A 25,588-nucleotide genomic window follows, 5' to 3' on the forward strand; every position below is an offset into this window, starting at 1 on the left:
ACCCGTGTATGCGGCGCATCAGTGAATTGCTCGCCGTTTCAAGCCACGACCCAAACGGAAAGCAGAAAGCAGAGGCTCATGCCCACAATCGCTTTGGTCGACGACGACCGCAACATTCTCACATCCGTCTCGATCGCGCTGGAGGCCGAAGGCTACCGCATCATGACTTACACCGACGGCGCCTCCGCGCTCGACGGCTTTCGCACCACCCAGCCCGATCTTGCCATCCTCGACATCAAGATGCCGCGCATGGACGGCATGGAAACGCTGCGCCGGCTGCGGCAGAAATCCGACCTGCCGGTGATCTTCCTGACCTCCAAGGACGAAGAGATCGACGAACTGTTCGGCCTCAAGATGGGTGCCGACGACTTCATCCGCAAACCGTTCTCGCAGCGCCTGCTGGTCGAGCGCGTCAAGGCCGTGCTGCGCCGCTCTGCGCCGAAGGACCCGACCGTCGCGCCGAAGGAGAACGATGCCAAGGCGCTCGACCGCGGCCTGCTGCGCATGGACCCCGAACGGCACACCTGCACCTGGAAGAACGAGCCGGTGACGCTGACCGTCACCGAATTCCTGATCCTCCAGGCGCTGGCGACCCGGCCCGGCGTGGTGAAGAGCCGCAACGCGCTGATGGACGCCGCCTATGACGACCAAGTCTATGTCGACGACCGCACCATCGACAGCCACATCAAGCGGCTGCGCAAGAAGTTCAAGGTGACCGACAACGAGTTCGAGATGATCGAGACGCTCTACGGCGTCGGCTACCGCTTCAAGGAAGCCTGAGGCTCACGCGCCTTCACGAAAGACTGAGAGCATCGCCGGTTCTCGTTCCAACGGGACCGGGATGGCTCTAGGATGCGGGGACCCTTCGCACGAGATGTCCTAACGCGGGCGTAAGCATTGCTTGACCGAACGCAGCCTGACGAGAACCAGAATGCCGGGGATATCGCATCCGACGGCGTACCGGAGCACGTCGCCGACGACAAGCCGGCCGCGCAAGGCTGGCGGCCGTTCTCCTGGCTGACGCGTGCCGGTCAGTATTTCTTCGCGCTCTCCTTCTCGAGCCTGACCCGCCGCATCGTCTCGCTCAACCTCGCCGGCCTCGTCGCGCTGGTCGCGAGCATTCTCTATCTCTCGCAGTTCCGCGCCGGCCTGATCGACGCGCGTGCGCAGAGCCTGCTGGTGCAGGCCGAGATCATCGCCGGTGCCATCGGAGCGTCGGCGACCGTGCAGACCAACGCGATCACGGTCGATCCTGACCGCCTGCTCGATCTGAAGCTCGGCGACAGCTACGGCGAATCCGACGATTATTCGGCGCTGAACTTCCCGATCAGCCCGGAGCGCGTGGCCCCCGTGCTGCGCACGCTGATCTCGCCGACCAAGACGCGGGCGCGGATATTCGACCCCAACGGGACGGTGCTGCTCGACAGCCGCGACCTCGAGAACGTGCTGATCTTCCCGTTGCCGCCGCCATCGCAGAAGCCCGGCGTGATCGAGCGCGGCCTGACCTCGGTGCGCCTCTGGATCAACCGCGGTGACCTGCCGCTGTATCGCGAGCTCGGGCGCGAGAACGGCAATGGCTATTCGGAAGTAAGCGACGCGCTCCAGGGCCAGAAGCGTTCGATGGTGCGGGTCAATTCGCGCGGCGAGGTGATCGTCTCGGTCGCAGTCCCCGTGCTGCGCTCGCGCGCCATCCACGGCGCCCTGATGCTGTCGACGCAGGGCGACGACATCGACCAGATGGTCACCGCCGAGCGCCTGGCGATCCTGAAGGTCGGCGGCGTCGCTGCCGCGGTCATGATCATGCTGTCGCTGCTGCTCGCCAGCACGATCGCAGGTCCGGTGCGCCGGCTCGCTGATAGCGCCGAGCGCGTCCGCCGCCGCATCAAGGCGCGCATCGAGATTCCCGACTTCACCCGGCGCCGCGACGAAATCGGTCACCTTTCCGGCGCGCTGCGCGACATGACCAGCGCGCTCTACAGCCGCATCGAGGCGATCGAGATGTTCGCCGCCGATGTCGCGCATGAACTGAAGAACCCGCTGACCTCGCTGCGCTCCGCGGTCGAGACGCTGCCGCTGGCGCGCAACGAGACCAGCCGCGCGCGCCTGCTCGAGGTGATCGAGCATGACGTCAAGCGGCTCGACCGCCTCATCTCCGACATCTCCGACGCCAGCCGCCTCGACGCCGAATTGCAGCGCCAGGATGCGGTCCGGGTCGACCTGCGCCGCCTGCTGACGACGCTCGTGTCGGTCGCCAATGAAACCAAGCTCGGCCATGACGTCGCGGTCGAAACGCGCTTCGAAGGCCGCGGCGCGACCGACGCGTTCTCCGTGACCGGGCACGATTCGCGGCTCGGGCAGGTGGTCTCCAACCTGCTCTCCAACGCGCAGTCATTCTCCGAGCCCGGCAGCAAGGTGCGCCTCACCTGCCGCCGCGTCCGCTCCGAGATCGAGATCGTGGTCGACGACAACGGTCCCGGCATCCGCGACGACGCGCTGGAGCGCATCTTCGAGCGCTTCTACACCGACCGTCCGCACCAGGGCTTTGGCCAGAACTCCGGCCTCGGCCTGTCGATCTCCAAGCAGATCGTCGATGCCCATGGCGGACGCATCTGGGCCGAGAACCGCCCGGGCCCTGTGGACGAGGACGGAGCGCCTACGGTTGTCGGCGCGCGTTTCGTGGTGAGGCTGCCGGCGCTATGAGCGACGGTGGCCCCAGCGTTCACGCCTCCGCAGTCAAGGTCGGGACTCTGGCGGTGCTGATCCGCGGGCCCTCAGGCTCCGGCAAGTCGCGCCTTGCCTTCGATTTGATCATGGCGGGACGCGCTGGCGTGGTCGAAAGGGCCGTTCTGGTCGGCGATGACCGTGTCCATCTGGCGACAGTCGGCGACGAAATTGAAGTCCGCCCCGCGCCGCTGCTGGCCGGCCTGATCGAGATTCGGGGACTGGGAATCCGCCGCTGCGACTTCGTGGAGCATGCGACCGTCGGCCTCGTGGTCGATCTGGACGCCGCCGACGCAGAACGGCTGCCTGCGGCGGAATCGCTGAAAACAAGCATTTTCGGTGTCGAAATACCGCGAATCCCCGTCGGGCGCGACTATTCGCCCCTCCCTTTGGTTGTTGCGGCCTTGACCACTACCAAGAGTTCATCTTCCGTTAACCCTTCAGGCGATTGTTTGAAGGGAAATGGTAACCATATGAACCCCACTATCGCGACCGAATAGACCGGCGCAGCTCCCCTCATCCATCCGTCTAGTTTCAGGGAGATACGCAACATCCCCTCTTGCGCGGGGGCTCTGGATGGTCAAAGTGGCGCGTTCGTGCGGTGCACCAAAAGCGCCCGCGAGGAGTTTTCCGATGATTGGTCTAGTACTTGTGACCCACGGGCGCCTTGCCGATGAATTCAAGGCAGCGCTTGAGCATGTCATGGGCCCACAAAAGCAAATCGAAGCGATCACGATCGGTGCCGAAGATGATTCCGATCTCTGCCGAAGCGACATCATCGAGGCGGTCAACCGCGTCGATTCCGGCGACGGCGTCGCGATCCTCACCGACATGTTCGGCGGCACGCCGTCGAACCTTGCAATATCCTGCATGAGCCGGCCGAAGGTCGAAGTGCTCGCCGGCATCAACCTTCCCATGCTGGTGAAGCTTGCCAAGGTGCGCGAGGAGCGTCCGCTGCCCGACGCGATCGCGATGGCCCAGGAAGCGGGTCGCAAATACGTCACCATTGCCAGCCGCGTGCTCGCCGGCAAATGAGCGACGACGCGCCGCTCGGAAACCAGGCCGGGACAGGCGTGCCGGCGGGAGCCATTTCCAAAGACCTCCTGATCATCAACAAGCGCGGCCTGCACGCCCGCGCCTCGGCGAAGTTCGTCCAGGCGGTGGAGCGCTTCAACGCCCAGGTGTGGGTGACGCGCGGCGGCGAGACCGTCGGCGGCACCTCGATCATGGGCCTGATGATGCTGGCCGCAGGACCGGGCACGACGATCACGGTCGCCGCCGCCGGTGACGATGCCCAGGCTGCGCTTGCGGCGATTACCGAGCTCGTTGAAAGCAAGTTCAACGAGGAAGGGATCTGAGCCACGCGCTCAGTGCCGTAGGGTGGGCAAAGGCGCGAAGCGCCGTGCCCACCATCTCGCGACAATCGCCATAGAAGTGGTGGGCACGCTTCCGCCGTCGCTCTTCGAGCTATGGCGGACAAGTCGCTTTGCCCACCCTACGAGGCCTACAACGCCGAAATCACTTCGCCGGCGGCGCGATGTAGATATTCCAGCTCATCGCCGGGCCGGCCTTGCCGTGGGTGAAGCGGCGCGTCGTCATCACGATGCGCTCGGCGTTCGGCGCGATCTCCGAGACCCATTTCTCGAACGCCGGCAGGCGGCCATCGGTTGGATCGAACACGCCGATGAAACCATACTTCTTGGCATCCTCGCGCGACGTCAGCCCGGAATCCCAGGCTTCGAGCGGCATCAACGCGGCCGGATGATCGGGGCTGTAGAACACCATCGGCTGGATCGACTCCATGGTGCCGGCGACGACCGCCCAGCGCGAGCCGAAACGCGTGTGCCAGGCCTGCGTCAATTCATGCGCCAACTCCGAGCGCGCGCCGTAGGTCGCCGTGTTGCCGGCATTGGCCGCCATCTCGCGCGCGGCGATCCAGGGCGAGGCGGCGAGCGTGGCGACGCTGAGCACGAGCCAGATCGCGGCGATGTTGAACAGGGCCGCGCTCTGCACCCGCAGCGCCGGGATCGCGACCAGCGCCAAGGGTACCAGGAAGAACAGCGAGATGCCCCAATCGGTCTTCATGTAGATGCTGAAGGCCAGCGCGCCGAGCGGCGGGCCGACCGCGACGATGATCTGGATGATCCAGACGTTCAACGCCTGCGCAACATTGACGCCGGGATTGGCGCCGCGTCCCCAGGCGCGCGTGACGATGCGTAACGGTGCGCGCAGCAGCAGCGTGAACCAATGCGGCACCAGTGCCATTGCGAGCGCGGCCAGCGCCACCGGCAGCGCCAGCAGCGCCAAATTATGCAGGGCGTAGCCCGCCACGAGCTGATGGACCTGGCGGCTGTCATCGAGGCTGTAGGTATCGCCGGCATAGGTCAGCGGTACGAAATGCACGCCCGCAAGCCAGACGATGTGCGGGATCATCGCCACGACCATCGTCGCGATCGCCACCCACGGCGCCGGCGACAGCAGGAATCGCAGCCGATCGGGATGAATCAGCGCGGCAAGGCCGATGGCGCCGATCATGGTCAGCACCCAGTATTTCGTCATCAGCGCCAGCGCGCCGGCGAGCCCGAACCAGATACCGGACTGCCAGGTCCGCTTCTCGAAGGCGTTGAGATAGGCGAGCACGAGCAGCGGCAGCGTGACGAGCTGGAGCAGGTCGGGGTTGTACTTGAAACCCTTGAAATTGAAGATCGGGTAGAGCGCGACCATCACCACGACCAGGAACGCGCGCCGCGCGTCCACGACGCGCAAGCTCAGCAGCCAGCAAATCACCATGCCGACGCCGACGGTCGCCATCGCCAGCGCATAGGTCGCCCAGTCCGCCGCCGGGAACACCTTGAACCAGAGGCCGGCGACCCAGCCCGACAGCGGCGGGTGCTTGCCGTAGCCCCACAGGAACTCCTGGCCCCAGCCATAGGCTTCTGCGACGTCCATGTGAACGTCCTGCGCTGCCTTGAGATTGATCAGGATGAAGGTCCAGAGCACCGCATGCAGGATGGCGAGCTGGATCACCAGCCAGAGCCGCGCTTCGGGCCGGATCGCGCAGGCAACCATCCAGGCCCGGAAGCGGTTAAAGCTCACCCGGGCTTTTACGCGTGTTCGGGCGGAGGGGATCGAGGTCGTGGACATGAGCCTGGACATGGGCCGTTGCGTAGCGCGTTTTGGGCCCTCGTGGAATCAGCTTGGCGTGAAGAAAGGCCCTGAAAATACAGCAATATGGTTGCCGCACGGGGATGTGAGTGGTATCCCGCGCCCATGACGACCGTCCCCATTTCCAACATCCGCAATTTCTCCATCGTCGCCCATATCGACCATGGCAAGTCGACGCTGGCCGACCGCCTGATCCAGATGACCGGCGGTCTCACCGACCGCGAAATGGCGGGCAAGGAGCAGGTGCTCGATTCCATGGACATCGAGCGCGAGCGCGGCATCACCATCAAGGCGCAGACGGTCCGCCTCGCCTACCACGCCAAGGACGGCAAGGACTACATCTTCAACCTGATGGACACGCCCGGCCATGTCGACTTCGCCTACGAAGTCTCGCGGTCGCTGGCGGCCTGCGAGGGTTCCCTGCTGGTGGTCGACGCCAGCCAGGGCGTCGAAGCGCAGACGCTTGCCAACGTCTACCAGGCGCTCGACAACAACCACGAGATCGTCCCGGTCCTGAACAAGGTCGACCTTCCCGCGGCCGAACCCGAGAAGATCAAGCAGCAGATCGAGGACGTCATCGGCATCGATGCCTCCGACGCCGTGATGATCTCGGCCAAGACCGGCCTCGGCGTCCCCGACGTGCTGGAAGCCATCGTCACCCGCCTGCCGCCGCCGAAGGGCGACCGCGACGCGACCTTGAAGGCGCTCTTGGTCGACAGCTGGTACGACGTCTATCTCGGCGTGGTCGTGCTGATCCGCGTGGTCGACGGCGTCATGAAGAAGAACCAGCGCATCCGCATGATGGGCACAGGCGCGGCCTATGACGTCGAGCGCGTCGGCTTCTTCACCCCGAAGATGGAGCAGGTCGACGAGCTCGGCCCCGGCGAGATCGGCTTCATCACCGCGGCGATCAAGGAAGTCGCCGACACCCGCGTCGGCGACACCATCACCGACGACAGGAAGCCGGTCACCGAAATGCTGCCGGGCTTCAAGCCGGCGATCCCGGTGGTGTTCTGCGGCCTGTTCCCGGCCGACGCCAATGACTTCGAAACGCTGCGCGGGGCGATGGGCAAGCTGCGCCTCAACGACGCGAGCTTCTCCTACGAGATGGAAACCTCGGCTGCGCTGGGCTTCGGCTTCCGCTGCGGCTTCCTCGGGCTGTTGCACCTCGAGATCATCCAGGAGCGGCTGTCGCGCGAGTTCGACCTCAACCTGATCGCGACCGCGCCAAGCGTGATCTACAAGATGCACCTGACCGACGGCCAGGAGATCTCGATCCACAATCCCGTCGACATGCCCGACGTGGTCAAGATCGCCGATATCGAGGAGCCCTGGATCGAGGCCACCATCCTCACTCCCGACGAATATCTCGGCAGCGTGTTGAAGCTGTGCCAGGACCGCCGCGGCGCGCAGAAGGAGCTGACCTATGTCGGCTCCCGCGCCATGGTGAAGTACGACCTGCCGCTCAACGAAGTCGTGTTCGACTTCTACGACCGCCTGAAATCGGTCTCGAAAGGCTACGCCTCGTTCGACTATCACCTGACCGACTACAAGGTGGCCGATCTCGTCAAGATGCAGATCCTGGTCAACAACGAGCCGGTCGACGCGCTGTCGATGCTGGTGCATCGCACCCGCGCAGAGGGGCGCGGCCGCGCCATGGTCGAGAAGATGAAGGAGCTGATCCCGCCGCACATGTTCCAGATCCCGATCCAGGCGGCGATCGGCGGCAAGGTGATCGCGCGCGAGACGGTGCGCGCGCTGCGCAAGGACGTCACCGCGAAGTGCTACGGCGGCGACATCACGCGTAAGCGAAAACTTCTGGAGAAGCAGAAGGAAGGCAAGAAGAAGATGCGGCAGTTCGGCAAGGTCGACATCCCGCAGGAAGCCTTCATTGCCGCGCTGAAGGTCGATAGCTGAGGCGAGTGCTCGGGCCACACCGGACCTGACGAGATCGGGGTCCGGCCCGGATATCGGGGCCGACAAACAAAATTCGCGAAAACAACCCCATGCACAGTAGCCGGCCCTTGTCGGCATTGGGCTTTTTCGATTTTACGAAATCGATTTGACCCGTCGGGCAAAACAGGGGCATGATGGCATCATGGCAGCGGGTGTCCAGCAGGCGTCCATCAGAACGCACCATCTCCGCCGCCGACCGATTGGCAACCTCTGAATTCGATATCCAGGCGCCACGTCGGTGACGGCTTGCGTCGGCTTCTGACCCGTCAGCCGACCTGCCAAGCACTGCTCCTCGAAGACCGCTTTTGGACCCTTAGCCGAAGGTCGCCTGAACCCGTGTCATGTCGGCTTACAGAGGCAAACCCGACGGCAATCCAGCATCGCGTCTATCGCTGCTTCTGACCCTAAGCCGACGTTCGGACCTGTGGGCACCACCTTGATCTAGATCAACAGTAGCGTTGCGGCATTGTGTCCCGGATAGGCGTCTACAGGGTTCTGACTTCCTCCAAGAGGAGGTTCCCATGCCCCGTAAGCCACAAGCATCAGATCATTCGGCATGCGCGCGCCGGCGCGAACAACGATGCCACAGCGTCGACCGATGGTTCGCGTCTCTAGATCAGCAGGAGTCCGGCGATGATCCAGGAGCCCGTGCATATGAACCACCCGACTTGGCGCCTCGCAGCCTTGCTGACGCTTGCGCTCGGCCTGCTCGGTGGATGCAACGAGGCGAAGAACAAGTTGGTTCTACCGCCGTCGCCAAATGTCGGCGTGGCTGCGCCCGTGCAAAGGGCAGTAACGCCCTATCTTGAGCACACAGGAACCATGACGGCGTTTGCTTCGGTCAATCTAGTTGCGCGCGTGAATGGCTACCTGAAGTCGATCAACTATATCGATGGTGCAACCGCGAAAACCGGCGAGCTGTTGTTCGAGATAGAACCGGCGCCCTACCAAGCGCAACTCAAGCAGGCCCAAGCAGCCCTCGCCGGCGCAAAGGCAGGGCTCGTCCAGACACAGGCAGAGTTTGAGCGTCAGAACACTCTGGCCCAAGAGGAAGTCAACACACAGGCAAATTTAGACAAGGCTCGTGCCAACAGGGATTCCGACAAGGCAAATGTCGACGCGGCCGATGCCAATCTGCAAACCGCGCAAATCAACCTTTCCTACACGCGAGTTGAGGCGCCATTCGATGGGGTCGTCACGCGCCATCTGGCGTCGGTCGGTGAACTCGTGGGAACCGCGGGGAATACCAACCTGGCCAGTATCGTGCAGCTTGATCCGATCTACGTGACCTTCAATATCAGCGATCAAAATGTGCTGAGGTTTCGCAAGAACGAGGGCGGCCGTCTCACACTGGCCGAGCTTCAGCAGATTCCGATCGAAGCCGGCTTTATGGACGAAGAAGGTTTCCCCCATCGAGGCAAGATCGACTACGTATCTCCGGATATTGACCCGCAGACAGCGACAATTCTCGTGCGTGGCGTGTTTGAGAACAAGAACCACGCGCTGCTCCCCGGCCTGTACGTTCGGCTCCGCGTGCCGATCGGCCCTCCCAAGGCAGATGCCTTGCTGGTCCCCAACAGACTCCTGCAACAGAACCAGGAAGGCCGCTACCTGCTCGTGGTGGGTGCCAATGACGAGGTGGAGCAGCGCGATGTGCAGCTTGGCGAACACGACGGTCAGCTGCGTGTCGTAACCGCAGGACTCAAGCCGGACGACAAGGTCATAATCACCGGATTGGACCGCGCGATCCCTGGCCGGAAGGTCACAACCCGGTCGATTTCGATCGCGAGCGCACCAGACGGCACTAACACGTCCAAGTAGACGCGCGGCACCCAAAGGGGGCAGCCATGTTTTCAAAGTTTTTCATCGAGCGGCCGGTGCTCGCAAACGTCGTGGCAATCTTGTTGGTTTTGATCGGCGCGGTCTCGGTGTTCAAGCTTCCGGTCGCGCAATATCCCGACATTGTGCCGCCGACGGTACAGGTCAGCACCCGCTATCCGGGCGCGAGCGCCCAGACTGTTATCGATAGTGTTGCGCTGCCAATCGAAAATCAGGTGAACGGTGTCGAGGATGCGCTGTACATGCAGTCCACCAGCGCAAGCGACGGCACCTACAACTTGATTGTCACTTTCGCGATCGGCACCGATCTGAATTTTGCGCAGGTGTTGGTTCAAAATCGCGTCTCCGCCGCGCTGGCCTCGCTTCCAACTCAGGTGCAGGCGCAAGGCGTGACTGTGCAGAAGAAGTCCACCGCGATTCTCGAGATCGTCACGTTGAGCTCGCCGGACGGGCGTTTCGACAGCCTCTTCATGAGCAATTACGCCACGATCAATCTGGTGAACGAATTGGCGCGGCTGCCGGGCGTCGGCAACGTCAACGTTTTCGGCACGGGCGAATATGCGATGCGGATCTGGATGCATCCGCAAAAGATGTACGCGCTCGGCCTCGTCCCTCAGGACATCATCAGACAAAGTTGAAGCCACGAAGAAAAAATTTCGTTGATCTGGGGGTACCGGTTCCCGCAGCAGCAATGCGCATTGTGTCGGGCTCAGCGTCGTCGCCAGGATCGCGCTCAGCAGGGCGGTGGCCGCGATCACCAGCGCGAATTGGGCGAACCAACGTCGTCAGCCAACAAAGCCAGCAGGCAACGGCGGGGCAAATCGGGATACCGCCAACGCCTCCTACACAGGACTTTCAAACCTTTCTACCTTGTTCGGCATCGTTCTCGCGATCGGCATCGTGGTCGACGATGCGATTGTCGTCGTCGAGAGCGTATCGCGCGAGATCGAGGTGGGCTTGCCCCCGCGAGACGCCGCCATCATGCGTCCGGTGAGTCCGGGCAGCAGCGACGCTGGAATGAACACTGACATCAGCACGAGGGTGATGCCGACAATGGGACCAAACAACTCGGTCATCGCCTTGATGGTAAAGCCCAATGCCGCCATCGCCGCAAAGGCTCCGATGATGGTGACCGGAATCGTCGTGGCTGGGACGAGCGAAGCGCGCCAATCCTGTAGAAACAGCAAGATGACGATCAGCACCAGTACGCCAGCTTCACCGAGCGTCTTGTAGACTTCATTGATTGACGTCTCGACAAACGCCGTTGTGTTGAAGGGGATCGCGTAAGACAAGCCTGCCGGGAAGTCGTGCGACAAGGTCTCCATCTTTGTTCCTAACGAGTTTCGCGACCTCCAGCGCATTCGCGGAGGGTGTAAGGTCAATGGCAATGCCGATGCCTTGCTCTCCGTTCAGGCGGAAGCTCTGGGAATAGGTCTGTGCCCCAAGCTCGACGCGGGCCACGTCCTTGAGGCGCACGAGGCGTCCGCCTTCCGCGGTGGCGGAGCGCACGACCACATTTTCGAATTGGGCGGGATCCGAAAGCCGGCCCTGGATGTTGACGGTGTATCTATGAGCGGTTGGAAAGGGGCTACACTTGGCTGGTCGGCAGAATGGTGCGCCTTAGTGGCCTTATGGTGGTCGTGGCACTCGGACTGATAGCCGGGGGAATTTTCGGTCTGACGCAACTGCCGACCGCGTTTATTCCGAACGAAGACCAGGGTTACGGGTTGGTCGCGGTTCAGCTTCCTGATGGCGCTTCGTCGGAACGCACGCTGGCAGCCCTGGCACAGGCCGCGCGCATCGCCAAGGAGCAACCGGGGGTGGCGGACGTGATCGCCATTTCCGGCCTCTCCGTTCTCGACAATAACGCCACTCTGGCGAACGCGGGGATTGCCTACGCGACCTTCAAGCCATGGAGTGAGCGCGGCCGCGCCAAAGACCAGGATCTCAGATCGATCATGCGCGGAATCCAGGACCGACTTGCTGAACTCACGGATGGCAGAGGCTTTGTGCTGGTGCCACCGCCAATTCAGGGCGTAGGCAACGCCGGCGGCGTCACGATGCAGTTGCTCCAGCGCGACGGCACATTCGACTACAAGAAGATGCTCTCCTCGGCGAATGCCGTGATAGACGCCGCCGAATCGCAATCGACGATTGAGCGAGCCGTGACATCCTTCCGAACGGACTCGCCACAGCTTCAAGTCGTCATCGATCGCACAAAGGCGGAAACGCTTGGCGTATCCGTCGGCAGCGTCTTTGCCGCATTGTCATCGTACCTTGGCTCGACCTACGTCAACCAGTTCAACAAGTTTGGTCAGACCCTGCAGGTCTACGTACAAGCAGATTCGCCTCACCGCCTCCGTCCGGAGGATCTTCTGAAGCTCAATGTCAAGACTGCCGATGGCAGCACCGTACCGATCGGATCGCTCGCGCAGGTCCGTCCAGCGGTCGGCCCCTCGCTCATCAGCCTGTTCAATCTCTATCTGACTGCGACGATTTCCGGGCGCGAAGCACCGGGGTTCAGCTCAGGACAGGCAATGGACGTGATGGAGGAGGTCGCAAGCCGCGTCCTGCCGCCGCGTACCGATTTCGCGTGGAGCGGCATGTCCTATCAGGAGCATGCGGTCGGCAACCAGCTTTACATGGCCTTCGCACTCTCACTGTTGCTCGTCTATCTCTGTCTCGCCGGACAGTACGAAAGCTGGCTGTCGCCATTGGCCGTTTTGCTGGCCGTTCCACTCTCGCTGCTCGGTCCTGTTGGCGCGCTCACGGCGCTTGGTGTTGCAAACAATCTTTATGTCCAAATCGGTCTCATGCTGCTGATCGCGCTATCGGCCAAGAACGCGATCCTGATTGTGGAGGTCGCCCGCGAGCGGCGCGCCGCAGGACAGGAACTTCTTGAAGCCGCCGTCGAAGCTGCACGGACGCGTTTCCGTCCTATCCTCATGACGTCGTTTGCATTCCTGCTTGGCGTCTTGCCGCTGGTGACAGCTACGGGCGCCGGCGCCAATGCCCGTCGATCGCTCGGTATCTCCACCTTCAGTGGCATGGTCGCTTCCACCTGCCTTGCCGTGCTGTTCGTTCCCTCATTCTTCGTTGTCACGCAGGAACGCCGGCGAGGCAAAAAATCTAAGGTTTCCGCTGTCACGACGTCGCCTGCTGCAATCATCGACTAGAGGGAGGCTTCGAAATGAAGGTGGCGCTCTTATCGTTCGCCTTGGTTGCAGGTCAATTAGCGATACCGGTTTCAGACAGCATCCCCCAGTTGAATGTGGAGTCGTTGTGCAGGGCTACCACAGATATCGACAATTCAATGGGACTTACCAGGGCCCAAAGCTTCGATGATTGCATGCGTGACGAAATGACTGCGAAGCAGAAGACCATTGGGCTTTGGGCGACCAGTCCAGCTTCTGTGCGCGATGAATGCGAGGGCGAGGCATCCACAGGAGATAGCCAAAGCTACGTCGATCTCCTGACTTGCATACAGATGTCGAATTTGGCGAATGCAGAATCGTCGCCCCCCCCTCTCAGGGGAGCGAGCAAGAACCGAAATAGGAACTAGCTTCGAATTGTTCGCCGAGCGGTCCCACAATCGGTTCTCGCTTGCGCTGACGAAGAGATCGAATAGTTTTTCTGTTGCGATGCATGAGTCCGGATCTGGCCCTTTGCTGACATACTAGGGCCGTTGGCGCGGTGTGGGCTTTTGATCCGAAGCCACCCTGCGCCACGCGCCGCATGTGCAACGCAGCACCTTGCCAATGCCGCGAGCGCGACGACGAAAACGTGATACTCTTTTCCGCCGCCTGCCAGGAATGTTCTGATTTGCTAGGACGACTTAACCGCTTGCCGTACCAAACCCTAATTGCCTTCTGGCACGCCTGCCAAGCCTAGGCCCTCGTAGATGCGCTCGCGCTGGGCCAGGAAGGTCGGGTTTTCACTGCGCCGCTCGTGGCGAAATCTGGCGACAGTAAAGTTCGGGTCCAGCTGGAGGCCGACATTCCGCGCCTCTTGCGCCTCAGTTGCGCGGCCGCTCAGCGCTGAGGCCGCGGCCAGGAAGAAATAGGGCATGGCAACGTTCGGATTTATTCCGACTGATCTACGCAGCCGGTCCAGGGCTGATTCGAGCCGGCCGAGGAACAGGTCGGCGATCCCGAGCAGGGCGTACCAGCGATCCAGTCCGGGATCGCGCGGGCTCAGCCGGATTGCGTTTGTGAGATCGGGTTCTGCCTCTTCAGCGCGCCCGAGTAGCACCTTCATGAAGCCTGCGTCCGCGTGGGCCCAAGCCAGATTACGATCCAGCGTGATAGCGAACTCAAGTTCGCGCAGCGATCGTTCCGTCGCACCCGAGACATGCAGGAGATTGGCGTGGACAAAATGGGCTAACGCGTTGCCAGGGGCAAGCGTCAGTGCCTCGCTGATGGCCGTCTGGGCGATACGTAGCTGTTCGTCCCGATTGGTCGAGGCGAAGGTGCGAAGGTCGTTACCGTGATAGAAGGCGAGACCGACCAACGCCTCAACATTGCGATCATCCAACCGGAGCGCAGCGTCGAACAGGTCACACGCCGCGCGGTCGCGGCGCAGCGACAAGGGTTGGTTGAGGATTGCCCAGCCACGCATGGCCAGGTCCACGGCATCCATGTTGTTCGGCCGTTCGCGCTCCGCCCGGCGGCCCTCTGCGGCGACGAGCTCGATGCCCACCGTCCGGGCCAGGCGCGTGGTGATCTCGTCCTGCATGTCGAAGATGTCGGCGCGCGGCTTGTCGAAACGCTCGGCCCAGAGGTGTGCACCGGTTTCAGTGTCGATGAGCTGAGCGTTGACGCGAATGCGGTCGCCGCCACCCTGCACGCTGCCTTCCATCACGTAGCGCACACCAAGTTCGCGCCCGATCACGCGGACGTCCGCTGGCTTGCTCTTGAAGGTGAAGGCAGTGTTGCGAGCTATGACGAAGGCGCCAGGAATACGCGACAGGTCGGTTGTGAGGCTTTCAGTGACACCGTCGACGAAGTAGTCCTGCTCGCTGTTACCGTCGAGGTTGACGAAGGGCAGGACAACGATGGAGAGCCGCGGTGCGACGGTCGTGTGCGGCGCCGCTGCTGCGGGGTGCGCGGGTGAAATCGCATAGATCTGCACCGGCTCGGCGATGTTCTTCAACTGCTGCTGACCGCGATCTTGCGCAGCGATATCGATTTTGCCACGCACCTGGTCATATGCCGCGCTAGACAGGCAAATACCGCCAGGCTCGGCAATGCCCTCCAATCGCGCCGCCACATTGACGCCGTCGCCCATGAGGTCGCCATCATCCTCCACGACCACGTCACCGAGATTGATGCCGACGCGGAACTCGATGCGCTTATCCTGTCCGAGGCCAGAATTGCTCTCGGCCATGGCCCGTTGCATATCGATCGCTGAACGAACTGCGTCCACAACCGAGGCGAACTCGGCCAGCAAGCCATCTCCAGTCGTCTTGACGATGCGCCCGCGATGGGTGGCGATCACAGGATCGATCAGGTCCTTGCGGATGGCCCGGAGGCGCTCGAGCGTGCCTTCCTCGTCAGTTCCCACAAGCCGACTGTAGCCGACTGCATCGGCTGTGAGGATCGTCGTCAGCCGTCGGTTTGGCCGCTCGATCGCCAAATCTCCCTCCTGGCTCAGTCGGGGCCAGTCTAAGCATTTGGTTGCAGGTGCCAAGGGATTGGACGATGAGGATCACGGTCGAAATGCCGGTTTAGGGCCCATGTGTGACATGCCGGCGCAGTCCGAGGATTTCCGTTCACAGGGGTAGGCCGGAAGAGAGCAGCACCGAAGCCGACATCGCACTGGCGGTTTCTGCATCTATGATGTCAGCCAATGAAGACAGCACCTGACAGAGCAGCGAGCGTCCTTCGTACATTGGAGCGCCAAACCGACGCTTTTGACCCAACCCGGACATCGCAGAGCCACCTTTGATTTTCAGTATGGCCTTTTAGACGCTAAGATGCGTTGACCTAGACTCTGGCTAGGGGGCGAACATGAGGCGGCGTGCTTTTCTCGGTGCCGTTTGTGGTGCGGTAGCATTGCCGCGGCTGGCTGCGGCGGCGGAGAGCGCCAAGAAGAATCGTCTTGCTATTTTCGTCCCGTCAGAGCCGAGCGCGGACTGGCACGAGCTTAGCGGGAAAAAATATCCTCGAGCCCTCTTCGCCGAGCTGCGACGGTTGGGACAGATCGAGGGACAAAACCTCAAAGTCGAAAGTTATGGACGAGAGCAAAACACGTCCGGCCTCGAGGCCTTGGCGACGGAAATCGTTAGCAGCAACCCGGACGTCATTCTCCTCGGTGGTCCTGGCGCACTCATCTTCAAAAAACTGACATGGCGTATTCCAATCGTAACGATAACTGCCGACCCCGTTCGACTGAGGATTGCCGAAAGTCTGGCTCGCCCGGGCGGAAATTTTACGGGAGCCGGCATCGACGCCGGTCCATCAATTCATGGAAAGCGGATTGCACTGCTGCGCGAAATCTTTCCTTCAATATCAAAACTTGGCTTGCTCGCTCTTCACATCCAATACAGCGGGCTCGTCAAGGGTTCGCCTATCCCCGCAGCGGCCCAGGAGGCTGGCCTACCTATCGCGGTGTCGCTATTGGATGTTGGTGCTCAAGAAAATGACTGGCGGGCAGCGGTAGAGAGCCTTTCCGGCGAAGGCGCAAATGCAGTCATGGTGGTCGACTCCCCTGAAACTTTTCAAAACAGCGCTTTGATCGCCAAGTTGCTGACCGACGCGAGACTTCCGGCGATTTTCGCGTTCACCGAATCCGTCGAAGCCGGGGGCCTGATGGCCTACTCCTTTGATCTGGTCGAATTGTATAAGCGCGCGGCCAACAACATCGACGCAATTTTCCGCGGAGCAAAAGCTGGCGATATTCCATTCTACCAAGTGACCAAATTCGATCTGTCCATCAACTTGAAGACGGCCAGGCAGCTGGGCCTTTCCGTCTCTCCTGCACTCTCGGCCAGTGCCGACAAGGTCATCGAGTGAACAGGTCCGGTTATGGCCCGCAGGTGACATGCCCGCGCAGTCTGACGATTTCCGTTCACAGCGGCAGACCGGAAGGGAGCGGCACGCGGCCATAGTGACGCGATTGATCCGAAGGCGACACGGCGAGCTTCAACTTCGGGACGTCAACCCTATTGGCCAATCATCGTTCGAGATTACTGAGCCTGCTTCAAGTAGGCTTCAACCTCGCGCAGGTCGTTCTGCGGAGGAAATGACAGGAGAGCCTGAGACGGACTGCACCACGGATAGGGAAGCGAAGATAGCCAGCGCATCACGCCATCGAGTTCGGCGCCCGATAAGACTTTCATGACTTCAATGGTGATCACCAGCCTCACCACTTTTCCGTGCTCATTGAAATCCCAGTCGTAACGTCCGCATCCAACTCGCAGTGGCTGCCCGCTGGCCTTAGCGGACATCCCCACCAACCAATGGCACTGAAAGCGCGTTCGGTCAGTCTCGGAAGGCCGGGATAGGCAGAACGTGTAGATGTTCTCGTATTCGACACCAAAACGACGCACCAAAATTTCTTCCACGGCGTTCAAGCCGGAAGCCGTGTTGGGGAACGAAATGGCGTCGGTCTTGACCACCATTTCGAGTGCAATGTCTTCAGAGAACGCCTGCCTCATCAAGAACGGTCGGTTGCCGTCCTTGGCCAAGATATAGGTTCTTACTGCTTCGGCAGGTGTGGGCATGGTGCCTCAGGCTAGCACATTCAGGCTACAAACGGGAATGTCCGCCTCTCGCCCATCAGCGAAGTGGCGACACCTTTCATTGAGGCTCGCTTCGTGGGGTAGAGCGGAATGACTTTGCTCACTCTGCGTTCTCCGCATTTTGACCCCAAGCAGACATACCAAGCCCTGTTCATCGAGCGCACGCTTGTTTCAGAAGGCCTAGCGCCAGGATGAGAAAAACCGGGACGATAACTACAAAGGAAAGAAACGCCGTCAGGCTTTTATGCCAAAACAAAAAGCACGTTGCCGCGACGATGACGGTTATCGTTAGGGTCGAGCCAACCAAGGCCAAGGTCTGTTTCGTACGCTTCATAGAGGCCCCAAATACGAAGACACGTGTCAGCTGCACTAACAAGCCCCAAGGCCAGCCCAATTGCCAGTGCCACAGAGTCCGCTTATGGGATGTCTCAATTGGGTGTTGACGTGGTGAATTGCGAGTGCGAGGTGCGTGTCGGTGGACTCAACGCCGCCGAAGCAGATGACTCCGCAATCGTTGAAGCGGTGGGGATTGGTGCAGTCATCCGCCCAGGGACCTGGTTACGTGCCAGTCGTCACAATGCAGTTGATCACAGACGGGTAATCACTTTGCTCCTGTAAGCGAATAAATTCTTTGATTGCGCGATAACACGTCGGCATCGACGCACTTCCACCCATGCTTTGGTTCGCCCAACGATCCAACATGACATGCGTCTTGACGATTTCTGCGTTCGCCGCGCGCAGGATTCCGATGGAAGGCGCAGCCGTTTCAAACAGATACTTGTGGAAGCTGATCACGAAAGTATCGCTTCTCGGCATCCCGTCGCCATACGGAAGAAGGTCCACATCCCGCACAGTCTTTATATTTTTATAGAGCCACTGCGAATCGATCAACGCTTTCCCAATCCCTCTTCCCTCAACGCCAAGCGGAGCAACCCACTCGGGGCCCGGGGCTATGGTGGACCAAAAGATCACGCGATCATCACGGCGGTTCTCCATCGCCTTGAGCATGCAGAGGAATCGTTCCTTTTGTGGATCGGTCGAATGCTCCACCTCGTACTGGAGCTTCTTGAGTTTGTCGGGCCAGGGTATGGGTTTAGGTGGGGGCGGAGGCGGCACAGCGGGAAGATAGATTTTGCGCAGCTTCGGGTCAGCCCCGATAAACGCGTAATTGCGCCCCCCGTCACGGCTGTGGCGGCAACCCACGAGCTCTCGCAAATACCAATTCACCTCCTCAGGAACGTGCGTTTGGAAATTGAACTCGATTAACGCCCACGCATCTATGTGCTCGCGCGCCGCAATTTTCCACCAGTCGTCCGTATCCAAGACCGGATATTCGCGCCCGCCTTTGGGCGGCCACAAGCCGCGTTTCTGCACTGGATTAAGAGGAACTTTGATATTGACCATTCAACGCCTCCCGCACAGTCCGAACCGCAGCGCGAATACGCACCGGCCACGGCGGCGAAGGAAATGAAGTTTCGCCGGCAACATCGGAATGGCAACACGTCGGCGACGCGCCCGATATGAACTATCTCACATTTGTTCTGGCGCCAGCCGCTCGCGGACAATGTCACCCCTTGGCCCATCGCGCCACTTTCCGCGCGGCGAGAGAACTTCCGAAGCTGGTGCCAGACCGGAAGTCGTCGGCTAAAGGTCCAGGCTGGTGCTTCTGACCCAAAGCGGAAAATCAATGCGCTATCACCTTACCTCGTCAGCGCGGGGCGGGAACAATACGGGACTTTTCTCTGGCATGTCTCCTCTTCGATTTGTGGCGCAATCGAACAGCCACCGCGGTGGCAAATCCGTGAGTAGCGCCACCAAGTGACATGCAGCCTGTTCCTTTGAGACGCCCGGCGGGTAGTAGATTGAGGAGTCGCGATCGATTCCGGCATAGAACTGAGCCCGTTTAGCGATGATTTCGCGCTTCTTCTCGTCCGCGAGCTTGAAGCACAAATCTATCAGCCCCTCGTCTGCCGTGCCTCGCGCCAAATCGGTTGAGAACGCCTTTTGAACGGCCTCGATGGCCAAGGATCTCTTTTCCTCATCGACCGCTTCCTTCTTACGCTTGATCCACGTCCTCGCGCACCAGGTCGCAATGACTGCGAGCCCAAAAGCAGCCAGCGTAGCCAATACCGAGGCCTCCGGAGCCAGCCAGGCCGACAACGATGCCAAGACCAGGAAAAGCCAAACAGCGATGGACGCAAGGTAAATCGTGCCGACACCTACTCGGTGGTCGACTTTCCATGGGATGCCGAAAAGACGAAACTTGAGCGACGCGCGCGGGCGGTTGGCAAATGCTCCATCCGCGAGACCAAGGCTTCGTTCAATGTATGCGGCACGTCTCACGAGTTCATCATACAACTCGTCATTTCTCGTATTGTAGGTCACGAGCCCGATCGTTGCGATCAGGCCAAACAACGAGAACACAAAGCTCCGGCCATCAATGTGGTCGACTTTGAGCGCAATGGCTACGGCGGTCGCGATCGGCAGCAGACCCAACAACTTGAACCGGATGTCGGTCAGCGTCCGAAAGTTGCTGCAGACCTCGCCGTATTCCGTGGAAAGTGCGTTTCGACGATCTTGGTCCATGGCCTGCTCCGCGAAACGTCCAGTTCTTGTCGAACCGAAGTTAGTTCGTGCGCACAGTGCAGTTTAGTACGCGCGCGGGTCCACCCAATGTGCGCTAGTTCACGCTTGCGCTCCGGCATACTGAAATCCGCCCTCCCAACGACGTTGGTGAAGTTGGGTTTTCGTCTCTGATCAATGTCTGCTGCTGGCCGATCAGCGAAGTGGCGACACCTTTCATTGAGGTTCGCTTGGTGGAGTAGAGCGGACTGACTTTGCTCGCTCTGAGTTCTTCGCATCTTGACCCAAAGCAGACCTAATCTGTTCAACTTCTCAAAATTGGATTATAGTGCCACTACAACCATTCGGTGCGCAGTGCTGTAGATGAAATCGGTCAAGCGAAGCCTAGCTCTTGTCGCTGCGATGATGAGCGCAATCATTGTCGGTCCGCCGCGTTCCTCGGCGATGGAGAACAAGACGCCCATTGCGTATTTTTCAGAAGGCGCGCCAGACAATCTCGTAGAGGCACTGAACAATTTGTCTCCCGACGCTAGGGATGTCGTCGTTGCGAGAGTTCGCTTGCAGCAACCCGTAATATGGATGGGCGGCCGTCACTGCGAGCTTTGTACCAACGATGTATGGTTCGCCCGTCTGAGAATCACGGAGACTCTCAAAGGCAAAGCTGAAGTCGGCCAAGTGCTCGATGTTTCCTAGGCCAGCGTAGCGAACACCGAAGGTACATCGCCATTCCCCGCACACCGGATCAACGGGGCCGAGAGTACACGGTGGCGATCTATTCTATGGGAGATGGCATTCAGCGGCTCGCTTCATTTCCAATAAGTAAACCTCAATACGACAGATTATCCTCTGATTGGCTTGCATATGAAGGCGAGCGATCGAGGGCAGGATTTCGGGATTAGGTCGTGGGTCCGCTTCTGGCCCATGTGAGACGTGCCGGTGCAGTCTGACGATTTCCGTTCGCAGAGGTAGACCGGAAGAGATCGGCACGCGGCCATAGTGACGCGATTGACCCACAACGGAAGTCGGCTGGCCAGGTTTTCTCAAGCGCGCGCCCGCCACAACGTAACCGCAAGCAGGATATAGGCCGCACAAGTCCACAGCGACTGCCAATTGTCCGGTCCTTCGCTAAGCGCCGCATAGATGGCTGCCACCAGGAATACAACGGCAAACATCGCTTCCGCCATGGGGCGGATTCCCTTCTTCGGGCGATTGAGCAGCGTCATCGCCGCAAAAGGGACCGCCGCCATAGTGAGGGCCGCAAAGGGAAAATCCTTTTCGCGCGGGTCAAACACCAGGCCCAGCGCCGTCTCCGTGCCGATCACGATGGTTACGATCAAGATCAATCCGTGCATGATCGCCAGTCCCGATGGGATCCGGTAGTCCACCGGACCCAGCAATTCCAAAAATGTGGGCGGTGCGCGCCCGGACATCAGGGCGTTGGCGCCGAACAGCGGCGAGGCAGTTGCCGCCACCAGAAGTGCGCCCCACAGAAGCCAGCTGCCCGCGCCGTAGCTTTCATAGAACATCTTTTGAGCGGCCACCCCAAACAAGACTCCGGCGGTGGTTGCCGATATTCCGACCGCAAACCATGAGATGAGCCGGGGCTGCGAGGGCTTCCGGCGCGAGGTCAGCCATGCAGCGCCAAACACCAGGATCGCCAGCGCCATCCCGCTGCTCATTTGCAGTTTCCAGAGCGGATAATTGCTGACGGGGATGCCGGGCGGATATTTCAGCGAGCGCTGCGCGGAATCGAATAAGCCCCACGATCCGCCGACGGTGCCCTCGAACTCATGCTTCCACAATTCATCATACGCCTCGAACAGGTTGACGCGGAAATTCTCGCGCCGGGCAAGATCGAGGACCTCCGAGATCACCCGCGCCTGATTGGTGCGCGATGGTAGCGCCGACTCGCGCATCCGCCCTTCGCTCGGCCAACCTGTTTCTCCAATCAGGATTTCCTTGCCCGGAAACGCCGACGCCACCTGCTTTCGGACGGCGTCGACGTGAGCAGCGGCAGATTTCGCCGCGACCGGGACATTTTCCCAATATGGCAGGATATGAAGGGTGACGAAATCGACGGCGTCACCGAGTTCCCGATAGCGCAGCCAGTACTCCCAGACGTCGGAATAGGTGACGGGGACCGGCACCTGTGCCTTGACCGAGCGGATCAAGGCAGCAAGATCGGAAGGTGTCATCTTCCGATGCAACAGAACCTCATTGCCGACCACGAGTGCGGTGATGGTTTCCGGATATTGCCGGGCGAGGCGTATGCCCGTGGATATCTGCGTCGCGCTCTTCCGTCGGTCCCTATCGAGCCAAATTCCCTGAATGACTTTCAGCCCCACCTTGGACGCAAGTTCGGGGATCTGATCGAGACCAAGATCAGTCGCATAGGTACGAATACAGTCGGTTATTTTGGCAAGCTGGGCGAGATCTTCCGCGATCTGGTCCCGCGGCACTGGTGTCGGCGACTCCGACGTTTGGTTGTTGCGGAAGGGCGCGTAGGATATGCATTGCAGCTTGGCATTCGAATCGATCGGCGCGCGCGCCAGGTTGATCGGTGTGGCCAGCCACCACCACACCGCGGCGATCGCCCCCAGGGATATGATGAGAAGCGCCAGAGGCGTGCGGGGCGAAATAGTTGACCCTCCAACGTAGAGATCGTCGGTCAACCGGCATGTTGTCGTGACCCGACAACAACAGAGATCATCGTCCGCCGGTCCCTACTTGACCTGTGAAAGCTGGTGCCAGATCGTCCGTGCCGCAAGAGGCGGGTCAACATCCAACGAAGGCCTCAAGGGCTACCGCAGGGCGGGTAGAAATAATCTTCCCCATCTCCCGAGATGGCCTTCGGGGACCGGCAGCAGAGCGGCCTTGCTCTGACCGTCGCCGTGCCGGCCAACGAACGTCCCCTGTTGGCCCGAATGCGAAGTCCAGATCGGTCACGGTTGGTCCGGTAGTAAGGGCACGCCGGCAGCGGGCTCACCCAGCGCGTAGCAGACGCGATTGACCCGAAGGCGACAGATCCCCATTGCGGCCTGCTCGTGTACAGCTCGCCAATTGTCGGTTAGGTTCCGGCGTTGTCGTGTGCCGCGCGTAGCTGATCCTCCAGCAGGCCTGGGAGTTGGTCATGCAGCCGATGAACGAGGTCCCCTTCGAGACGTCCCTGGCTGAATATGCCGAAGACATGCTCGACGCCTGTACACGATGCGGGAAATGCGTCGAGGCCTGTCCGAGTGTCGAGCCGGCCGGCATCTCGCGGACGACAAAGTCCGAAGACATCATCGGCGGCATTCGCGAGCTGGTCCGTACCGGCAACGGCCCGGAAGCGTCGCGCAAATGGGCGCAGTCCTGCATGCGGAGCGGGGCATGCATCAAGGCGTGCATATGGCGTCAATCCGCGTTTCCTGCTGAGCATGGCGCGGCTTGGCATCGCGAAGTCGGACAATGAGCTTGCCGAACGGCGCCGGCGGGGTGTCGAGAGGTATCGCGACGGCAGTCGTGGCGTGAACGCGCTTTCGCGCCTGCAACTCGATACGGACGTGCTCGAACGACTGGGTCAGAGATCGGCGTCGGTCGCCACGCCCGTTGAAGCGCCGGATTTCGTGTTTTACACCGGCTGCAATGTGCTCAAGACGCCGCACATCGCCTTGCTTGCCCTCGATATCATGGACGCGCTCGGCGTCAGTTACCAGGTGATGGGCGGGCCGAGCCATTGCTGCGGCATTCTCCAACTCAAGTCTGGCGACGCAGAGATGGCCGGTCGTATGGGATCGAGTACGATGGAAAAGCTGTCGCACTCGAACTCGGGGCAGGTGATCTCCTGGTGCCCGTCGTGCTACGTCCAGTACACGGAGACCATCCTGCCAACGGTGGAGCGACAGCACGGGTCGCGCCCGTTCGAGATGAGCCCATTCATGCGCTTTCTCGGCGACCGGCTGGGGCAGCTCAAGCCGCACCTTCAGCGCAGGGTCGAAATGCGGGTCGCGCTGCACAGGCATCCCGGCGTGGCCGGCGTCGTGGAATCCGCAGCTGAGATCTTGACGGCGGTACCCGGTATCGAACTCGTCGATCTGAACCAGCCGGCGGTGGGTTTGCAGAGCGTGGATGTCGGCGCGCTTCCAAAGTACAAGCGCGAATTGCAACTTATGGAGCTTGAGGCGGCGCGCGATGCAGGTGTCGATGCACTGGTCGCGGTCTATCATTCCGATCATCGCGAACTGTGCGCGCACGAGCGCGACTGGCCATTCCGTATCGTAAATATCCTTGAAGTGGTTGGCGAAAGCATGGGCCTGCATCGGCACGATCGCTACAAAGAGCTCAAGATCATGCAGGACGCCGACCAGATCGTCGCCGACTGTAGCGACCTGATCGCAAAGCACTCGCTTGATCCCGGCAGTGCGCGTGACGTGGTGGTGAAGGTGTTGCTTGGCGACCAGCCGCTTCCCCTGAGGCGTGGCGCGCCCCCGGAGACGCGCGCCGGGGGCGTGGAGCCGTCGTAGCAGCTTGACGTCACCTGTTGGCCCACCGCGCCGGTGAGCCCGGCGCAAACCGGAGGTCGCCGGCTGAGGGGTCAACCGACGCGACTGACCCCGAAGCCGGCTATTCCTCGACTGATCAATTTCCGTCAGGTGCTCTGCGCGGAAAGCCGACGACGCCCGTCAAGGACGTCGTTCTCCTGCCCCCGCACGGCTTCACGACGTCTTCTGCTTCGCCTGCACGTGTCGCGCGAAGTTGTCGAGGATGGCCTGCCAGCCGCCCTGCTGCTGCTCAACCGAGTGTGTCGGTTCGCTATCGAAGACAACGCGGACGACGACGCCCTTCGATCGTCTCTCCAATTGTGCAGGATGCTCTTCATCAGGATCGTGTCGGCACCGCCCGGGACCTGCTCGAAGAAACTGCCGGCGACGAACCGGCAGCGATTGGCGATGCCAAGCCGCTCAAAATGCGCCCGCGCTCCCGGCTCGCAGCGCGCGAGATCGAAGGCGATGCCCTCAAGATGCGGGTTGTGCTGGATCACGCCGCCGATCAATTCACCGGTGCCGCCACCGAGGTCCATGACAATGCGCGCGGTCGCGAAGTCGTGCGCCGAAACGATCCTTGGAACGATGCTCCGCGTCAGGCTGACCATCGCGGCATTGAAGCGGCGGGTGAATTCCGGCGCATTGCTCGTCGCCGCATAGCGATCGTCGCCATCGCCGCGCAGCTCGCCCGCGCTCTTGCCGGAGCGAACCGATTCGACCAGTCCGAGCCAGGATTGCGCGAGCATCTCGCCCTCGAAGAGAACCCAATCCTTGAAGGAGGGGTCGGCGGTCTCGTCGAGCTGCCGGCCGAGCTCGGTCATGGCAAACCGGTCGCGGTCGGCCTGCCTGCATAGGCCAAGTGTCGTCAGGCCAACGAGCAATCTGCGCAGCGCACTTTCATCGGCAGACACCAGCCGGGCGAGCTCGGCCACCGATTTCGCCTCATCGCCGATGGCCTCGGCGAGATTCAGCTTCGCCGCCGCATAGATCACCGCGGTGATGCGATGCGACTGCACGAGATCATGCACGGATGCCGGCCCGCTCATGTGTTGCCTCCTGT

At 61.0% G+C, this 25,588-nt stretch carries 17 protein-coding genes and 5 pseudogenes; 13 read left to right on the top strand and 9 right to left on the bottom strand.

The genetic code is table 11. The annotated features are described in order from the left end of the window. Positions 1 to 78: 78 nt before the first annotated feature. The 5 genes from J4G43_RS48625 (at position 79) to J4G43_RS48645 (ending at position 4,079) form a co-directional block, all read left to right on the top strand. Positions 79 to 780 carry a response regulator transcription factor gene (locus J4G43_RS48625; RefSeq protein ID WP_038952081.1) on the top strand — a complete coding sequence of 234 codons (702 nt, stop codon included), beginning with the start codon at positions 79 to 81 and terminating at the stop codon, positions 778 to 780. Positions 781 to 897: 117 nt separating this feature from the next. Then, entirely contained in the window at positions 898 to 2,700 is a 1,803-nt protein-coding gene (locus J4G43_RS48630) for a stimulus-sensing domain-containing protein (protein ID WP_208089113.1), read from the top strand. After that, positions 2,697 to 3,221, top strand: coding sequence for an HPr kinase/phosphorylase (locus tag J4G43_RS48635; protein ID WP_063980740.1), 525 nt, complete (start codon positions 2,697 to 2,699; stop codon positions 3,219 to 3,221). Before J4G43_RS48630 ends, J4G43_RS48635 begins: the two co-directional genes overlap by 4 nt. A 133-nt stretch (positions 3,222 to 3,354) precedes the next feature. Continuing rightward, the gene (locus J4G43_RS48640; protein WP_007597752.1) at positions 3,355 to 3,756 is read left to right on the top strand and encodes a PTS sugar transporter subunit IIA; all 402 of its coding nucleotides are present in this window, start codon (positions 3,355 to 3,357) and stop codon (positions 3,754 to 3,756) included. Beyond that, positions 3,753 to 4,079, top strand: a complete 327-nt coding sequence (locus J4G43_RS48645; protein ID WP_063980739.1) for an HPr family phosphocarrier protein — start codon at positions 3,753 to 3,755, stop codon at positions 4,077 to 4,079. The genes J4G43_RS48640 and J4G43_RS48645 overlap by 4 nt, the downstream gene beginning before the upstream one ends. Positions 4,080 to 4,239: 160 nt before the next feature. On the opposite strand, the gene J4G43_RS48650 is transcribed toward J4G43_RS48645, so the two are convergent. Next, a complete protein-coding gene (locus J4G43_RS48650; RefSeq protein WP_208089595.1) occupies positions 4,240 to 5,865 on the bottom strand; it encodes a glycosyltransferase family 39 protein in 1,626 nt (541 codons plus the stop codon). 126 nt (positions 5,866 to 5,991) lie between these two features. Between J4G43_RS48650 and lepA the strand changes: the two genes are divergently transcribed. The 3 genes and pseudogenes from lepA to J4G43_RS48665 form a co-directional block, all read left to right on the top strand. After that, on the top strand, positions 5,992 to 7,803 hold the full coding sequence (gene lepA / locus J4G43_RS48655) for a translation elongation factor 4 (RefSeq protein ID WP_071916919.1): 1,812 nt from the start codon (positions 5,992 to 5,994) through the stop codon (positions 7,801 to 7,803). Positions 7,804 to 8,475: 672 nt separating this feature from the next. Then, entirely contained in the window at positions 8,476 to 9,663 is a 1,188-nt protein-coding gene (locus tag J4G43_RS48660; RefSeq protein WP_225005575.1) for an efflux RND transporter periplasmic adaptor subunit, read from the top strand. Positions 9,664 to 9,689: 26 nt separating this feature from the next. Further along, a pseudogene (locus J4G43_RS48665) lies at positions 9,690 to 10,307 on the top strand (efflux RND transporter permease subunit); the annotation flags it as partial. A gap of 354 nt (positions 10,308 to 10,661) precedes the next feature. Here J4G43_RS48665 and J4G43_RS56285 read toward each other — a convergent pair. Continuing rightward, positions 10,662 to 11,250 (bottom strand): annotated as a pseudogene (locus tag J4G43_RS56285) (efflux RND transporter permease subunit); the annotation flags it as partial. Between J4G43_RS56285 and J4G43_RS48675 the strand changes: the two are divergent. Next, a pseudogene (locus tag J4G43_RS48675) lies at positions 11,247 to 12,857 on the top strand (efflux RND transporter permease subunit); the annotation flags it as partial. The pseudogenes J4G43_RS56285 and J4G43_RS48675 overlap by 4 nt on opposite strands. A gap of 682 nt (positions 12,858 to 13,539) precedes the next feature. Here J4G43_RS48675 and J4G43_RS48680 read toward each other — a convergent pair. Next, positions 13,540 to 15,315, bottom strand: a complete 1,776-nt coding sequence (locus J4G43_RS48680) for an adenylate/guanylate cyclase domain-containing protein (RefSeq protein ID WP_208089116.1) — start codon at positions 15,313 to 15,315, stop codon at positions 13,540 to 13,542. 374 nt (positions 15,316 to 15,689) lie between these two features. On the opposite strand from J4G43_RS48680, the gene J4G43_RS48685 reads away from it, so the two are divergent. Then, positions 15,690 to 16,694: an ABC transporter substrate-binding protein gene (locus tag J4G43_RS48685; RefSeq protein WP_208089117.1), complete on the top strand. Its 1,005-nt coding sequence runs from the start codon at positions 15,690 to 15,692 to the stop codon at positions 16,692 to 16,694. A 173-nt stretch (positions 16,695 to 16,867) separates the two neighbouring features. Here J4G43_RS48685 and J4G43_RS48690 read toward each other — a convergent pair whose 3' ends face one another. The 3 genes from J4G43_RS48690 to J4G43_RS48700 form a co-directional block, all read right to left on the bottom strand. Then, positions 16,868 to 17,404, bottom strand: a complete 537-nt coding sequence (locus J4G43_RS48690) for a hypothetical protein (protein WP_208089118.1) — start codon at positions 17,402 to 17,404, stop codon at positions 16,868 to 16,870. Between the two features lie 576 nt (positions 17,405 to 17,980). Beyond that, the gene (locus J4G43_RS48695; protein WP_166345788.1) at positions 17,981 to 18,826 is read right to left on the bottom strand and encodes a hypothetical protein; all 846 of its coding nucleotides are present in this window, start codon (positions 18,824 to 18,826) and stop codon (positions 17,981 to 17,983) included. Between the two features lie 291 nt (positions 18,827 to 19,117). Further along, on the bottom strand, positions 19,118 to 20,008 hold the full coding sequence (locus J4G43_RS48700) for a hypothetical protein (RefSeq protein WP_208089119.1): 891 nt from the start codon (positions 20,006 to 20,008) through the stop codon (positions 19,118 to 19,120). A gap of 360 nt (positions 20,009 to 20,368) precedes the next feature. Here J4G43_RS48700 and J4G43_RS48705 point away from each other — a divergent pair, with 360 nt between their 5' ends. Then, the gene (locus J4G43_RS48705) at positions 20,369 to 20,698 is read left to right on the top strand and encodes a hypothetical protein (RefSeq protein ID WP_208089120.1); all 330 of its coding nucleotides are present in this window, start codon (positions 20,369 to 20,371) and stop codon (positions 20,696 to 20,698) included. Between the two features lie 347 nt (positions 20,699 to 21,045). Here the strand turns inward: J4G43_RS48705 and J4G43_RS48710 are convergent, their stop codons facing one another. After that, positions 21,046 to 22,677, bottom strand: coding sequence for a glycoside hydrolase family 17 protein (locus tag J4G43_RS48710; protein ID WP_408581398.1), 1,632 nt, complete (start codon positions 22,675 to 22,677; stop codon positions 21,046 to 21,048). Between the two features lie 458 nt (positions 22,678 to 23,135). On the opposite strand from J4G43_RS48710, the gene J4G43_RS48715 reads away from it, so the two are divergent. Continuing rightward, positions 23,136 to 23,456, top strand: coding sequence for a 4Fe-4S dicluster domain-containing protein (locus J4G43_RS48715; RefSeq protein ID WP_225005577.1), 321 nt, complete (start codon positions 23,136 to 23,138; stop codon positions 23,454 to 23,456). Beyond that, the gene (locus J4G43_RS48720) at positions 23,422 to 24,507 is read left to right on the top strand and encodes a heterodisulfide reductase-related iron-sulfur binding cluster (protein ID WP_225005578.1); all 1,086 of its coding nucleotides are present in this window, start codon (positions 23,422 to 23,424) and stop codon (positions 24,505 to 24,507) included. Before J4G43_RS48715 ends, J4G43_RS48720 begins: the two co-directional genes overlap by 35 nt. Positions 24,508 to 24,699: 192 nt before the next feature. On the opposite strand, the pseudogene J4G43_RS48725 reads toward J4G43_RS48720, so the two are convergent. Both J4G43_RS48725 and J4G43_RS55800 read right to left on the bottom strand, forming a co-directional pair. Next, positions 24,700 to 24,828: pseudogene (locus J4G43_RS48725) on the bottom strand (polyketide cyclase); the annotation flags it as partial. Between the two features lie 59 nt (positions 24,829 to 24,887). Further along, a pseudogene (locus J4G43_RS55800) lies at positions 24,888 to 25,574 on the bottom strand (methyltransferase); the annotation flags it as partial. Between the last annotated feature and the right edge of the window lie 14 nt (positions 25,575 to 25,588).

The sequence above is a fragment of the Bradyrhizobium barranii subsp. barranii genome (assembly GCF_017565645.3).
In the GTDB taxonomy this organism is placed as follows: domain Bacteria; phylum Pseudomonadota; class Alphaproteobacteria; order Rhizobiales; family Xanthobacteraceae; genus Bradyrhizobium; species Bradyrhizobium barranii.